This window comes from Undibacterium sp. WLX3042 (assembly GCF_049544825.1).
Classification (GTDB): Bacteria; Pseudomonadota; Gammaproteobacteria; order Burkholderiales; family Burkholderiaceae_D; genus Undibacterium.
In genome coordinates, this window is record NZ_CP186698.1 from 2,973,264 (window position 1) to 2,988,825 (window position 15,562).

Annotated in this window: 13 protein-coding genes; 3 read left to right on the plus strand and 10 right to left on the minus strand. The window is 49.7% G+C overall.

The annotated features are described in order from the left end of the window. Nucleotides 1-53 precede the first annotated feature (53 nt). The 7 genes from rseP to rpsB all read right to left on the minus strand — a co-directional run bounded on the left by rseP (nucleotide 54) and on the right by rpsB (nucleotide 6,997). On the minus strand, nucleotides 54-1,421 hold the full coding sequence (gene rseP / locus ACPAOP_RS13415) for an RIP metalloprotease RseP (protein ID WP_423708356.1): 1,368 nt from the start codon (nucleotides 1,419-1,421) through the stop codon (nucleotides 54-56). Beyond that, nucleotides 1,418-2,599 carry a 1-deoxy-D-xylulose-5-phosphate reductoisomerase gene (gene ispC, locus ACPAOP_RS13420; protein ID WP_423708357.1) on the minus strand — a complete coding sequence of 394 codons (1,182 nt, stop codon included), beginning with the start codon at nucleotides 2,597-2,599 and terminating at the stop codon, nucleotides 1,418-1,420. Before ispC ends, rseP begins: the two co-directional genes overlap by 4 nt. A 4-nt stretch (nucleotides 2,600-2,603) precedes the next feature. Continuing rightward, entirely contained in the window at nucleotides 2,604-3,422 is an 819-nt protein-coding gene (locus ACPAOP_RS13425) for a phosphatidate cytidylyltransferase (RefSeq protein WP_423708358.1), read from the minus strand. A 296-nt stretch (nucleotides 3,423-3,718) separates the two neighbouring features. Further along, complete coding sequence (frr, locus tag ACPAOP_RS13430; RefSeq protein WP_423679999.1) at nucleotides 3,719-4,279, minus strand: ribosome recycling factor; 561 nt, start codon at nucleotides 4,277-4,279, stop codon at nucleotides 3,719-3,721. 82 nt (nucleotides 4,280-4,361) lie between these two features. Then, on the minus strand, nucleotides 4,362-5,078 hold the full coding sequence (gene pyrH, locus ACPAOP_RS13435) for a UMP kinase (protein WP_423680000.1): 717 nt from the start codon (nucleotides 5,076-5,078) through the stop codon (nucleotides 4,362-4,364). A gap of 156 nt (nucleotides 5,079-5,234) precedes the next feature. Continuing rightward, nucleotides 5,235-6,116, minus strand: a complete 882-nt coding sequence (gene tsf / locus ACPAOP_RS13440; RefSeq protein WP_423680001.1) for a translation elongation factor Ts — start codon at nucleotides 6,114-6,116, stop codon at nucleotides 5,235-5,237. 134 nt (nucleotides 6,117-6,250) lie between these two features. Then, on the minus strand, nucleotides 6,251-6,997 hold the full coding sequence (gene rpsB / locus ACPAOP_RS13445; protein ID WP_423680002.1) for a 30S ribosomal protein S2: 747 nt from the start codon (nucleotides 6,995-6,997) through the stop codon (nucleotides 6,251-6,253). A 316-nt stretch (nucleotides 6,998-7,313) separates the two neighbouring features. On the opposite strand from rpsB, the gene map reads away from it, so the two are divergent. The 3 genes from map to ACPAOP_RS13460 are packed head-to-tail and all read left to right on the plus strand — an operon-like array spanning nucleotide 7,314 to nucleotide 11,502. After that, entirely contained in the window at nucleotides 7,314-8,123 is an 810-nt protein-coding gene (gene map, locus ACPAOP_RS13450) for a type I methionyl aminopeptidase (RefSeq protein WP_423680003.1), read from the plus strand. 22 nt (nucleotides 8,124-8,145) lie between these two features. After that, nucleotides 8,146-10,698: a [protein-PII] uridylyltransferase gene (locus ACPAOP_RS13455; protein WP_423708359.1), complete on the plus strand. Its 2,553-nt coding sequence runs from the start codon at nucleotides 8,146-8,148 to the stop codon at nucleotides 10,696-10,698. 57 nt (nucleotides 10,699-10,755) lie between these two features. Then, on the plus strand, nucleotides 10,756-11,502 hold the full coding sequence (locus tag ACPAOP_RS13460) for a pseudouridine synthase (RefSeq protein ID WP_423680006.1): 747 nt from the start codon (nucleotides 10,756-10,758) through the stop codon (nucleotides 11,500-11,502). A gap of 143 nt (nucleotides 11,503-11,645) precedes the next feature. Here ACPAOP_RS13460 and def read toward each other — a convergent pair whose 3' ends face one another. From def to ligA, 3 genes are all read right to left on the minus strand, one after another. Then, a complete protein-coding gene (def, locus tag ACPAOP_RS13465) occupies nucleotides 11,646-12,179 on the minus strand; it encodes a peptide deformylase (RefSeq protein ID WP_423680007.1) in 534 nt (177 codons plus the stop codon). Between the two features lie 118 nt (nucleotides 12,180-12,297). Next, nucleotides 12,298-13,173 (minus strand): UTP--glucose-1-phosphate uridylyltransferase GalU, encoded by an 876-nt coding sequence (galU, locus tag ACPAOP_RS13470; protein ID WP_423680008.1) that lies wholly within the window; start codon nucleotides 13,171-13,173, stop codon nucleotides 12,298-12,300. A 1-nt stretch (nucleotide 13,174) separates the two neighbouring features. Next, complete coding sequence (gene ligA, locus ACPAOP_RS13475; protein WP_423708360.1) at nucleotides 13,175-15,550, minus strand: NAD-dependent DNA ligase LigA; 2,376 nt, start codon at nucleotides 15,548-15,550, stop codon at nucleotides 13,175-13,177. Between the last annotated feature and the right edge of the window lie 12 nt (nucleotides 15,551-15,562).

Below are 15,562 nucleotides of genomic sequence, written 5' to 3' on the forward strand. Positions count from 1 at the left end.
CAATACTCTCAATATGGCGATCAGAATTGAGTTTTTTATCATCAAGCTGACTATTATGACATTAGTCGGGCTATATCATTAAAAAATGCGACTGCCATGATTGCCATCAGCAAAGCGACTCCGGCACGTTGCGCAATTTCAGTAATGCGTTCAGACACTGGCTTACCCGTCAAAACTTCCAGCGAATAATACAACAAATGGCCGCCATCCAACACAGGAATAGGCAGCAAATTCATGACGCCGAGGCTGATACTGATCAACGCCATAAAGCTGAGAAAACTGACTAGCCCGACCCTGGAAGTCTGGCCGGCATAATCGGCAATCGTCAGCGGCCCCGTAATATTTTTCAGTGAAACCTCACCGACCACCATTTTCCACAACATTTTGATACTGACGATACTGGTATCCCAGGTTTTTTGCACGCTCTTTCCTAAGGATGCAATCAGTCCGGTCTGCACAACCATCATCTCCGGCGCGAGCATCATCTGGATTTTTAAACGCCCGATTTTTGTTCCGTTAACTTCCTCTGCAACTGGCGTCGTGATCACTTCAAACTCATGGCCGTTACGCTGAACACGCAACGTCAGGCTCTGTCCTGCGGAAGCATTCACTTTCTCTGTGAACGCCAGACCATCAAGCACAGGCTCATGGTTGACACTCAGGACCTGATCACCTTTTTTAAGCCCGGCGAGACTTGCAGGACCACCCGGCAGAATATCTCCCAATATTGCCGACGGACGAGCCAGGGAAAATCCGAGTTGTGACATAAAATCACCCTCCAGATCCTTACTTTCGAGCGACTTCAGCGGTAACTCGATGACACGCTGTATTGGCTGATCCAGTCGATCACTGGCGACCCGCATAACAGAAATTTCCGCGTTATTTTTTTCCAGTGCGCGTTGCATCAGTTCCCAGTGCACTTCACTCCAGCTTTGTATCGCTTTGCCATTAATAGCGGAGATCAGGTCGCCGTGACGTAAGCCAGCTTGATAAGCTACTGATGTGGAGGAAGGAACGCGGATTTTGGCGACCGGCTCAGGTATTCCATAGACAAATAAGGCTGCATAAAGAGCGATGGCCAGCAAAAAATTCGCTACCGGGCCCGCAGCAACAATCACGATACGTTTCCAAACCGACTGACGGCAAAATTCCCTTGACAAGTCTTCCGCAGGAATGTCCGATACGTCCTGCTCGCGGGAGTCCAGCATCTTCACATAACCGCCCAAAGGAAGCAGTGATATCGCCCACTCGGTCTGATCTTTGCCCAGCTTGCGTGAAAAAATCACGCGCCCCATGCCCACAGAAAAACGCAATACTTTTACACCGCACAAACGCGCGGCGATGTAGTGCCCGAGCTCATGTATCGTCACAAGAGTGCCAAGTGTGACGACGAATGCGAGAATAGTCTGAATCAATTTCATTGAGTTACAAGCACATTAGCAACAGCGCGGGCTTGTGCATCAACAGCAAGAATGCCCTCAAGGTCATGGACAGGAGTGACAGCAATTTTATCCATACACTCCGCAATAAGCTGATCTATCATGCGAAACCCGATTTTTCCGTCTAAAAATGCCTGGACGGCAATTTCATTACTTGCATTCAGTATTGTTGGTGCCGAGCCGCCCGTTTTGAGCGCCTGATACGCGAGTGATAAGCAAGGAAAACGGTCGAAATCCGGAGCTTCAAAATTGAGCGTCGCGACTTTCACCAGATCTAATGGCGCAACGCCAGACGCGATGCGCTCGGGAAATGCCAGTCCATAGGCAATCGGCGTACGCATATCAGGATTTCCCATTTGCGCCAGCACCGAACCATCATTATAGGAAACCATAGAGTGAATAACACTCTGCGGATGAATCACGACTTCTATCGTTTCTGCCGGCGCAGAAAACAGCCAGTGGGCTTCGATGACTTCCAGTCCTTTATTCATCATGGTGGCTGAATCGATGGAGATTTTTCGCCCCATTACCCAGTTCGGATGCGCAATCGCCTGTTCCGGTGTGACATCTGCCAGCGTGGCAATATCACGATGAAGAAATGGACCGCCGGATGCCGTCAGCAGAATTTTACTGACGCCATGCTGTTCTGCCTGACCATCATAATGGCGCGGTAAACACTGAAATATCGCATTATGTTCACTATCAATCGGCAACAAAGCTGCTCCGCTTTTTTTGATCGCGTCCATAAACAGATTACCGGACATGACCAGTGCTTCTTTATTTGCCAGCAAAACTTTCTTGCCTGCACGTGCAGCCGCCAACGACGCCGGTAAGCCGGCAGCACCGACGATGGCAGCCATCACACTATCGCACTCGGGAGCGGAAGCGACTTCACACAAAGCTTCAGGACCGTATTGGATTTGTATGTGACCTAAATTTTTTTCGATCAGCAATTGTCGCAATACATCTGCGGTTTGAGCCGAACCGACAACAACCACTTGCGGTTGAAATTGAACACATTGGGCCGCGAGTTTCTCCACCTGTGTATGCGCCGTCAGGGCATATACCTGATAACGATCCGGATGCCGCGCAACCACATCCAGAGTAGAGACACCGATAGATCCGGTCGATCCTAAAATACAAATACGCTGTAAGTTCATACTATTAACGCCATAAATCCAGAAGTACCGCCAGAGGCAACACGGGGATCAGCGCATCAATTCTGTCAAGCACACCGCCATGGCCAGGTAAAAGATTGCTGCTGTCCTTCATGCCTACACGCCGCTTCAGCATCGATTCAAACAAATCCCCGACGACACTTGCAGCACACAGCAAACACATTACGCCGGCAAAAACCAACCAGCCTTTACGCAGAAAAATCTGCACCGCGAATGTCTCTTGCAGTGCAGGAACATAGACCGATCCAGCTGCCAGTAGCAGCACCGCTACACCGCCACCGATAGCCCCTTCCCACGATTTCCCGGGTGAGACGGACGGTGCCAGCTTATGCTTACCAAATGCTTTCCCTGAAAAATAAGCACCAATGTCCGCAACCCAGACTATCGCCATCACCGAGAGCAGATACAAAGGCGACATTTTAAATAGCACGGCAATCGCGATGAAACATCCGAAAACGACGATGCCATATAAGGTACTCAGTATACCGTTGGAGAAGCCAAACTCCGGCGGCAGCCCCTTTGCCAGCAGCGGCACCAGACGCAACAACCAGAAGGCGACGCACAAAGCAAACAGTAACGGCGTAGAAAAACTTTCAAGATGAAACAACAGATACGCAAAGAAGGCCGACCATCCTGCAGCCATGACCAAAGGGAGCGGTTTTTTAAATAAACGCTGACATTCCCAGATCGCAGCAGCAAAAAAAGCGACGACGATTGCTGAAAAAGCGAGGAAATTTCCTGAATATAAAACCGGCAACAGAATGGCCAGCAAAATCAACGCGGTAATGACGCGGGTTTTTAACATCAATGACTCTCTGTCTGATTAGGTTGTACTGCACTGACTGACAAAAGACTGTGCAATAAATCACGCATTAGATCTGCGGAAGGAGTATAAACGGTTTCGCCGCACCTACCCGCAATGGCACTTGCTATATGTCACTCAGAAAACTGAGTGTGCCAACAATCGCATCCTCAGATACGCATAAAAAAAACTACCGCTGACTCCTATCTTCATAAAGACAGGAGTCAGAAGTAGTTCTGCTTACCTTTTGTTCAAAATCTGAGCCAAAAAAATAGAAAATAAGAGAATAAATTGACCGATTAAACCGTCAGTACTTCTTTTTCTTTTTCAGCCAGCAACTTATCCACTTCGGCGACAAATTTATCCGTCAGCTTTTGAATATCGTCTTGTGCGCGACGCTCATCATCTTCTGAGCACTCTTTTTCCTTGAGCATTTTTTTCAATGATTCATTGGCATCACGGCGGATATTACGAATCGCAATTTTCGCACCTTCACCTTCGGCTTTCACCAGTTTAACCATCTCTTTACGACGTTCTTCTGTCAAAGGCGGTGTTGGTACGCGAATCATGTCACCCTGACTTGAAGGATTCAGGCCGAGATCAGAATCACGAATCGCTTTCTCTATCGTGCTCAGCATTTTCTTTTCCCAGGGCTGCACACCGATTGTGCGCGCATCAATCAGTGTCACGTTCGCAACCTGCGTGATATTCGTCGGAGCACCATAGTAATCAACCATCACATGGTCCAGAATGCCTGTATGTGCACGGCCGGTACGGACTTTCGCCAAATCCGCCTTCAAAGTCTCGATCGACTTCTGCATTCTCTGCTCACTATTTTTTTTAACTTCTGCTACGCTCATACTGCCCTCCTGTGCATCAATTCTCAGTCTTTAAAAATAAAGACTCTTATCAAAGTAAAACCAGTCAATCAAAAACGCTGCATTATACGTGGACAAGTGTGCCTTCGTCTTCACCCATAATGACATTCTTCAAAGCGCCCGGTTTAACGATGGAGAATACTTTGATCGGTAATTTCTGATCGCGGCAAAGTGCAAATGCCGTTGCATCCATCACTTGCAAATGGCGTGAGATTGCCTCATCAAATGAGATTGTGGAAAAACGTGTTGCAGTCGGATCTTTTTTCGGGTCTGCGGTATAGACACCATCAACCTTCGTCGCCTTTAAGACGATTTCTGCACCGATTTCGGATCCGCGTAAGGCGGCAGCAGTATCAGTGGTAAAGAATGGATTACCGGTACCTGCTGCGAACACAATTACCTTACCTTCTTCCAGATATTGCAATGCTTTAGGGCGGACATAAGGCTCTACCACCTGATCAATCGCAATTGCTGACATGACGCGGGAGGTTACGCCTGCCTGGCGCATTGCATCTGCTAACGCCAAGGCATTCATCACGGTTGCGAGCATCCCCATGTAATCGGCGGTGGCACGATCCATGCCCTGCGCGCCTGGTGCCACACCACGGAATATATTGCCGCCACCAATGACAATAGCAAGCTCGACGCCTAAGCGGGATATTTCAGCGACATCCGCCACCATACGTTCAATTGTGACACGGTTAATGCCAAATGAATCATCGCCCATAAGGGCTTCGCCAGAGAGCTTCAAGAGCACGCGCTTGTAAGCAGGTTTAGTCATGATAGGACTCCTTCTGGAAAGTTGAGAAATTGAATTTGCATAAGCGATTATTTGGTTTGCTCACGGTTGATGTGACATCCAAGCCAAATAATGCTCGAGTTATTTTTCTGAGCTTAAAAAAACGGGCCTTTCGGCCCGTTTTTTTATTACGCCTGATTACGCTTGTTTTGCCGCAGCCACCTGAGCTGCCACTTCTGCCGCGAAATCATCGACTTTTTTCTCGATGCCTTCACCAACAACAAACATCGTGAACGCTTTTACATTCGCGCCAACTGATTTGAGCATTTGCTCCACAGTTTGTTTGTCGTTTTTAACGAAAGGCTGATTAAACAGAGAAACTTCTTTCAGGAACTTCTGTACAGAACCTTCTACCATTTTCTCAACGATATCCGCTGGCTTGCCGGATTCCGCTGCTTTCTGAGATGCAACTGAGCGTTCTTTTTCGATCAATTCCGCAGGTACTTGTTCTGTCGACAAAGCAACTGGTTTCATCGCAGCGATATGCATTGCGACGTCTTTACCCACTTGCTCGTCTGCGCCTTCGAATTCAACAACAACACCGATACGTGTGCCGTGCAGGTAAGAAGTCAGTTTAGCTGGAGTGTCAAAACGTGCAAAACGACGGATGGACATGTTTTCACCGATTTTACCAACCAGTGCTGCCCGGACTTCTTCTACTGTCTTACCATCGAGTGGTAACGCGCCTAAAGCAGCCACGTCAGCTGGGTTGTGCTCAGCGATCAACTTAGCGCAAGCGTTCGCCAGTGCAATAAAGTCGTCATTTTTTGTCACGAAGTCTGTTTCGCAGTTAACTTCAATCAAGGCGCCGACATTACCGGAAATATAGGACGCTACCACGCCTTCTGCAGTCACACGGGAAGATGCTTTGGATGCTTTACTACCCAGTTTTACACGCAGAATCTCTTCTGCACGATCCATATCGCCATCAGCCTCTGTCAAAGCTTTTTTGCATTCCATCATTGGTGCATCTGTCTTTGCACGCAAAGCACCAACCATCGCTGCTGTAATCGCTGCCATGTATTTCTCCTAAATCATTAGTGCTAATCAGCACTGATCATCAAATTTTGTTTAAAAAAAGGGGCGAACGACTGTTGCCCCATTTTTCGCGTTCCAGGCATACATCAACCCGGAACTCTCTATCCGAACAAAAATTACGCTTGTTCTACTTCTACAAACTCGTCAGAACCTGGTTTTACTGCTTCCAGAACTTCATTTACCGCGTTTGCACGGCCTTCCAGGATTGCATCAGCGACACCGCGTGCATACAAAGCAATTGCCTTGGAGGAGTCATCATTACCAGGAATGATGTAAGCAACACCTTCAGGAGAGTGGTTAGTATCGACCACACCGATAACAGGGATGCCCAGTTTAGCTGCTTCAGTGATCGCGCCTTTGTGGTAACCAACGTCAACCACGAAAATTGCATCAGGAATACCAGCCATATCCTTGATACCGCCAATCGATTTTTGCAGTTTAACCATTTCACGCTCAAACATCAGCGCTTCTTTTTTAGACAGCTTCTCAACAGAACCATCTTCAATCGCTGCTTCCATTTCTTTCAGGCGCTTGATGGATGTTTTGACTGTTTTGAAGTTAGTCAGCATACCGCCCAACCAACGTTGATCAACGTAAGGCATACCTGCACGTTGCGCTTCTGCAGCGATGATTTCGCGAGACTGGCGTTTTGTACCAACCAGCAGAATTGTGCCGCGGTTTGCAGCCAATTGACGGATATGCTTCATCGCTTCCTGGTACAAAGCCAGTGTTTTTTCCAGGTTAACGATATGAATCTTGTTGCGGTGACCGAAAATGTACGGTGCCATTTTTGGATTCCAGAAACGGGTTTGGTGACCAAAGTGCACGCCAGCTTCCAGCATTTCACGCATTGTTACGGACATAATAAACTCCAGGGTTAGGTCTTGAATCCAGCCAGTGATCTCGCCGCCGGAGCAGAAAGACACCCTTTTCGACCGGATTCGATTGATAAGAATATGAATTAACCTATAAGAAATTTGCATTCATTTACAAGCTAACCATCTATTCTACTATGAAATTGCGATTCTTCTCAAGTATGAAGTTGACTTCACTGCGACAGACAGGCTTTTCACGTCTATAATTGGCGACTACTCTGCTGATAGCACTTTTTTTATCGCACTTTCCCACGCAGCGACGCGTGACAGTCCCATCGGCGATCGCTGCCCTACTACAAACAATATGGAATCCATTTCAATTAAAACCGCGGAAGATATCGCCGGTATGCGCATTGCAGGCAGACTCGCGTCTGAAGTTCTTGACTACATCACGCCGTTTGTTCAGGTTGGAGTCACAACCGGCGAGCTTGACCGTCTTTGCCATGAGTATATGGTGAATGTGCAGGGCACGATTCCGGCTCCGCTGAACTACTGCCCCCCTGGTTACACCCCTTACCCGAAAGCCATCTGCACTTCGGTCAATGACGTGATCTGTCACGGTATTCCCGGTGATAAGGTGCTGAAAAACGGCGACTCCGTTAACCTGGATATCACGGTAATAAAAGACGGTTATCACGGAGATACCAGCCGCATGTTTTTACTCGGTGAACCATCCATTTTAAGCAAACGCCTGAGTCAGATTACCTACGAATGCATGTGGCTGGGCATCTCAAAAATCAAGCCAGGCGCTTATCTGGGTGATATCGGACATGTGATTCAGCAACATGCTGAGAATGCTGGTTACAGTGTGGTCCGCGAGTTTTGCGGACATGGTATCGGCAAAGTTTTCCACGAAGCGCCTCAGGTGATGCATTACGGTAAGCCCGGCACCATGGAAAGACTGGAGGCAGGCATGATTTTCACGGTAGAACCCATGATTAATGCCGGTCGGCGCGAGATTCGCGCTATGGGCGACGGCTGGACCATACGCACCAAAGACCGCAGCTTATCTGCACAATGGGAACACACGGTACTCGTCACGGAAACCGGTTACGAAATTCTGACCCTGTCAGCTGGCTATCCACCTATCCCTGACTACATTCAACTCGTATAAACTTACAAAGCGAACCGGAACAATGCTTTCACCAGCACTTGCATTCAAAGAAGAGATCAGAGCTGCACAAGCGTCAGCAATCCAGACGTTTAATGACAATCACAAAGCTGAACTGCTGCTGAAAGGATTATGCCGCAGCGTGGATCATGTGCTGGAAAAGATCTGGAAGCATTTCGAGGTTCCCAAAGAATGTTCGCTGGTCGCAGTCGGCGGCTATGGCCGCGGTGAACTTTTCCCCCATTCCGATGTTGATGTTCTGATCCTGCTCGACAAAGCACCGACACCGGAAACTCAAAGCAAACTTGAGTGTCTGGTGCAGCTGTTCTGGGATATCGGTCTTGATATTGGACACAGCATACGTACTATTGATGAATGCCTGCAGGAATCTGCTGCAGATATTACCGTACAGACCAGCCTGCTTGAGGCGCGTCTGGTTTGTGGCAGCCGCAGCCTGTTCCGGAATCTGCAGCAGCGCTATGCAGAAGCGATGAATCCGCAGAAATTCTTTCAGGAGAAGTTGCTGGAACTCCGGCAGCGGCATGTCAAATACGAAGATACGCCCTACAGTCTGGAGCCGAATTGTAAGGAAAGTCCGGGCGGTCTGCGCGACCTGCAGGTCATACTCTGGGTCGCCCGGGCAGCCAATCTTGGCAACTCCTGGCGCGAACTCGCTAACCGCGGTCTGATCACGAATACCGAGGCACATCAGCTCAAGCGCAATGAGCGCGCCTTCAAAGACATACGTGCTCGCCTGCACATCATTTCCGGACGGCGCGAAGACCGGCTCATCTTTGATATACAGACACCGATTGCAGAATCTTTCGGATTCAAAACGACAGACTCGCGACGTGCCAGCGAGTATCTGATGCAGCGCTATTACTGGGCTGCCAAAGCGGTTACTCAGCTGAATCTGATACTGCTGCAAAATATAGAGGCCGTTCTGTTTCCACAGCCATCGGTACCACGCCCGATTAATGAACGCTTTAATGAGGTCAATGGCTTCATCGATATCGCCTCCGATGACACGTTTCAGAGCAACCCTTCTGCCCTGCTGGAAATTTTCCTCGTCATGGCGCGTCATAGCGAACTGAAAGGTATGACAGCGAGAACAACGCGTGCGTTATGGCATGCCCGCTTGCTGATTGATGCCGAATTCAGGCACAACATTTTCAACCGATCACTGTTTTTACAGATATTGCAGGCGCCACAGGGTATCACCCATGCATTACGGCGCATGAATCAGATGAGCATACTCGGCCGTTATCTGCCTAATTTCCGGCGGATTATCGGGCAGATGCAACACGATCTGTTTCATGCCTACACCGTCGATCAGCATATTCTGATGGTCGTGCGCAATCTGCGCCGCTACACGATGCCTGAGCACGCCCATGAATATCCATTCTGTAGTCAGCTGATTGCCAATTTCGATGAACCCTGGGTGCTGTATATTGCGGCGCTGTTCCATGACATTGCCAAAGGTCGCGGCGGTGACCATTCTGTACTTGGAATGGCCGATGCGAAAAAGTTTTGCTATGATCACGGGCTCAATCGCGCGAATACGGAACTGGTGATTTTCCTGGTGCAGAACCATCTGACCATGTCACAGGTCGCGCAAAAGCAGGATTTATCCGATCCGGACGTGGTACTGAATTTCGCCAATTTAGTCAAAGACGAACGTCATCTGACCGCCTTGTATTTGCTGACGGTATCCGATATCCGCGGCACCAGCCCGAAAGTATGGAATGCTTGGAAAGGCAAGCTGCTGGAAGATCTGTATCGCATGACTTTGCGCGTGCTTGGTGGCGAAGCACCGTCGAAAGACAGCGTATTAAAAAATCGCCAGAACGATGCACTGAAAGCGCTGCGCCTGGTCGGCATTCCGCCCGATGCGCATGAAAAGCTCTGGCAACAACTTGATGTCGGTTACTTTCTGCGTCACGATGCGTCTGACATTGCCTGGCAGACCCGGGTGTTATACGACAGAATTGACAGCAGCACGCCCGTCGTGAAATGCCGTTTATCGACGATAGGCGAAGGGCTTCAGGTCACCGTCTATGTCAAAGATCAACCGGACTTGTTTGCGCGGATCTGCAATTATTTTGACATTAAAAACTTCGATATTCTGGACGCGAAAATTCACACTTGTAAAAACGGCTACGCGCTTGACACCTTCATGGTCAGCGAACCCAGTTTTGCACACCAGTACCGCGACATCATTAACCTGATCGAACACGAACTGAGCGAATCACTGGCACAGCAAACGCCATTATCGCCGCCGAATCGCGGCCGGCTGTCGCGCATGTCGCGTAATTTCCCTATTGTGCCAACGGTGGATTTACGGCCGGATGAAAAAGGCCAGTATTATTTATTGTCGATTTCTGCGAATGATAAAAACGGTCTGCTGTATTCGATTGCAGAGGTACTGACGAAATATAAAATCAATCTGCACACCGCAAAAATCATGACTTTGGGTGAGCGGGTTGAAGACGTGTTTATCGTTGATGGCGCAGCATTGCAAGGTGCACGCACCCAGATTCAGTTTGAAACTGACCTGCTGGAAGCGTTAAGGGTGTAAACTCGCCACTTTTTTTCCGGACTTGTATTATCCGGATTCACAGCCTGATATTTCACCATGACAGAATTAGTAAGACTCTCAAAACGCATGTCCGAACTCGGACTGTGCTCCCGCCGTGAAGCGGATGAATGGATCGCCCGCGGCTGGGTGCGCGTTGATGGTAAAGTTATCTCTGAACTCGGCAGCAAAGTATTACCCCATCAAAAAGTCACGGTTGAACGGCAAGCTGCGGCAGAACAATCCAAGCGCGTCACTGTGCTGATTAACAAACCGGTTGGTTATGTCAGCGGTCAGGCTGAAGATGGTTATACACCGGCGATTGCACTGATTAAGCCGGAAAACCGCTGGTCAGAATGTAAGGTCAATACGGCATTTCATCCTACCCAGTTACGCAGCCTGGTACCTGCCGGCCGCCTCGATATTGATTCCGTTGGCTTATTGGTGCTGACGCAGGATGGCAGGATTGCTAAACAACTGATTGGTGAAAATACAGTCGTCGAAAAAGAATATCTGGTACGGGTGGCTTATACAAAGCCGGGCAGATTACCTGACGCAGATTTGCGTCGTCTGAATCATGGTCTGACACTCGACGGTAAGAAATTGCTGCCTGCCAAAGTCAGTTGGCAAAATGAAGATCAGTTGCATTTCATTTTGCGTGAAGGGAAAAAACGCCAGATTCGCCGCATGTGCGATATGGTGGGCTTGCGCGTTCTTGGATTAAAACGGGTGCGGATCGGTAAAGTCAGACTGGGTAATTTACCTGAAGGACAATGGCGCTATCTGCGTGAAGACGAACAATTTTGATCGCTAAAAAGCACTATCTGATATCGCTGAATAAGATACTCCCCCCTGTTTTTGTCTTTTTACACCTCATGTCCTTAAATAATAAGGGCTGTAAATAATACTCCGGGGGAGTATATTTGAGCCCTGCCAAGCCTGATGCAGGATTAATCGTCGTCTGCCGGGTCCAGTTCTGGAAATAAGACTTCGGTAAAACCGAATTGCGTCATATCGCGGATCCGCATCGGATACAAAATGCCGTTCAGATGATCGCATTCATGCTGCACGACACGCGCATGAAAACCATCGACGTCACGACGGATAGGATGACCAAACTGATCGACACCTTCATATCGCAAAGACGACCAGCGCGGTACCAGCCCGCGCATTCCGGGTACCGATAAACACCCTTCCCAGGCCTCGTCGGTTTCGTCACTGAGTGGTGTCAGCACGGGATTGAGCAATACTGTTTCCGGTACAACGGGTGCATCGGGATAGCGCGGATTCGATTTAAAGCCAAAAATAACCAATTGCAGATTCACGCCGATTTGTGGTGCCGCCAGACCTGCGCCATTCGCTGCAACCATGGTCTCAAACATCTCACTGATCAACTTGTGCAGTTCGGGCGTATCAAATTGTGTGACTGGCTCTGCGACGCGCAACAAACGCGGATCGCCCATTTTCAAAATCGGATGGATCATGTTTTTTCCTTACTTCAGATTGATAGCTATCGCGACAGCCAAGATACATCAGTTTAAAAAAGACACAAAAAAAAGACCAGATCGTAATGACCTGGTCACGCTGCAATTATGTGGCTGATTACTTGATCGATTTTAAGAATTCGCTAAATTCTGCGCTGGTTTCTTTGTGTTTCAAACCAAGTGCCACACTGGCTTTCAGATAACCGAGTTTAGAGCCGCAGTCATACCGGGTCGCTGCCGGACGGAATGCATAAACAGGAAAATCTTTGAGCATCGCTGCGATGCCATCAGTCAGTTGAATTTCACCGCCAGATCCCTTACCCAGATTTTCGAGGTAAGAGAAAATACGACCGGACAGAATATAACGTCCGACCACTGCCAGCGTGGAAGGTGCGACATCCGGCATCGGTTTTTCAACAATTCCCTGCATGCGTTCCAGTCTGTCTTTGTACGGAGTACCGCTGACGATACCGTACTGACGGGTGAACTCACGCGGCACATCCTGTACAGCAATGATACTGCCGCCCTCAGCCTCGTATTGTTTCGTCATCTGCGCCATGACCGATGGCTGGCCCTCATCGGCATCCATCAGATCGTCGGCCAGCAAAACGGCAAAAGGATCATCGCCGATCACCGGACGGGCGCACAGCACCGCGTGACCAAGTCCAAGTGCTGCAGGTTGACGGATATAAATACAATTGACGCTTTTCGGAATCACATTGCGTACGAGATCAAGCAGAGCCTCTTTGCCAGCGGCCTCCAGCTCGCTTTCGAGCTCGTAGGCTTTATCAAAATGGTCTTCAATCGCACGTTTGTTCCGTCCGGTGATAAACACCATTTCTGTAATCCCTGCTTCCACTGCTTCTTCGACCGCATACTGAATCAACGGCTTATCAACGATAGGCAGCATTTCCTTTGGTTGCGCCTTGGTCGCCGGCAAAAAACGGCTGCCCAAACCGGCAACAGGGAAAACGGCTTTTTTAATTTTTCTCATTTCAGCTCCTGGAACATAATTGAAGTAAATCTGCTTCTGTCAAAACTGCTATGCCTAATTCTCTTGCCTTTACTAATTTACTGCCGGCGTCCTCGCCAGCCACAACATAGCTGGTCTTTTTTGAAACGGATCCCGCTACCTTGCCGCCTGCCGCTTCAATCATGGCGCTCGCCTGATCGCGCGTTAAGGTCGGCAGCGTTCCGGTGAGAACAAATGTTTTTCCCTCAAAGATGCCTTCATCCTCTGCTGTCTGCGGCAACTGCTGTAGTAATTCCTGCGCGATTTTTTCCAGTTCCCGCAAACGCTGCCGGTTTGCAGGAACTGCCAGCCATTGCATCAGTGCCGCATGCACGTCAGCTGGCAAACCCAGATCGGTAAAGCCGCCCTCGCCCAATTCGGCCAGACTCGCCATCGACATACCGCGATCCTGTAATTGCTTACAGCGGGTCGCCGTCAGCTTGGGAATATCCAGCGCTGTCAGCAGCACTGAAAATTCAAGGCGATCTCGCAACTTCGCGCTGGGCGCATGCTCATCTTTGGGGACAACATCTGCCTTGAGAAGCGCATCCAGCGCCTGCTGATTTTTGGGTTCGGCAAAAAAATCAGCAATCGCTTCAGCAACCGTCGCGCCAATATCCGGCAACGCCCGGAAGATGGCAGCAGGTGCATGGCGTATCAATGCAAGCTGGCCAAGCCAGTCGGCCAGGGTTTTCGCTGTCGATTCTCCGACATGCCGGATACCGAGAGCAAATAACAGACGATCCAACGCTGGCTGTTTGCTGGCGGTAATCGCTGTCAGCAGGTTTTCCGCCCATTTAGTCGCGATTTTCCCCTGCTGCACCGTTTCAGGCGTGATGCCATCGCGCTCGTCCGCCCGCTGCTTCATTTCCAGCAGGTTATCCAGCGTCAGCTTGTACAAATCGGCAATGCCATGCACGTAGTCAAGTTCAACCAGGTTCTCGATGTAACGTTCACCCAGACCTTCAATATCCATCATCCTGCGACCTGCAAAGTGGCGTATGGCCTCTTTTCTTTGCGCAGAACAAAATAAACCACCTGAGCAACGCGCGATCGCTTCCCCTTCTTCTCTGACTACGTGAGAACCGCAGACAGGGCAGACTTTTGTCATATCAAAAGCAGCAGGTGCAGGTTCCGGGCGCCGCTCCAGCACCACGGCAACCACTTCAGGAATCACGTCTCCGGCACGGCGCACAATCACGGTATCACCAATGCGGACGTCCTTACGCCTGACCTCATCTTCATTGTGCAACGTCGCGTTGGTGATGGTGACACCACCAACGAATACCGGCGCCAGTCTTGCTACTGGCGTCAGGGCACCGGTGCGGCCGACCTGAATATCAATTCCCTGCACCACGGTCATTGCCTCTTCGGCGGGAAATTTGTGTGCAAGCGCGAAGCGCGGTGCGCGTGATACAAAACCCAGTTCTGCCTGCTGCGCGAAGTCGTTCACTTTATAAACGACGCCATCAATCTCATAGGCCAGCGCGGGACGCTTCTGTTGTATCGTGCGATAAAAATCGAGCAAGCCAGCCGCGCCACTGACCAGCGCATTTTCTTCACAGACAGGAATACCCAGTTCACGGTACCACGCCAGCAGCGCGCGATGTGACGCCGGCAACGCAGCCCCCTCCAATGCACCGATGCCATAGGCAAAAAAACGTAAATGGCGCTGTGCCGTGATTTTGGAATCGAGCTGACGCAAACTACCAGCCGCCGCATTACGGGGATTAGCGAATTCTTTGGCGTCGGCATCACGCTGGCGCTGATTCAGTTTTTCAAAGTCGCGCTTGAACATCAGCACTTCGCCACGCACATCCAGCAACGCTGGCGGATGTGGCGTATTCAGGCGTAGCGGTATGCTGCGTATGGTGCGGATATTTTCCGTCACATCTTCGCCGGTAAAGCCATCGCCGCGCGTTGCCGCCTGTGTCAACATGCCATTGACATAACGGAGATTGATGGCAAGGCCATCGAACTTCAGATCAATCGCATACTCAATCGCTGCATTGACTGCCAGTCCTTCGCGCACCCGCTTATCAAACGCATGCACGTCTTCATCTTCAAATCCATTGTTCAAAGACAGCATAGGAACTGCATGCTGCACTTGTCCGAATTCCGGCAAGGCCTGGCCACCGACGCGAGAGGTTGGCGAATCGGCACTTTTCAGGTCGGGGAAATCTGTTTCGATTTTTTGCAATTCAGCGAATAACTTGTCGTATTCGCTGTCCGGAATAAGCGGCTGGTCCTGCACATAATAGGCATGACTGTGACGCTCAATTTCACGGCGCAAGTAGGCAGCGCGTTCAGCAACCACTGACACCGGGTCAGCTGGCTGACCGAATAAATCGTTTTGCATGAAACAAGACTG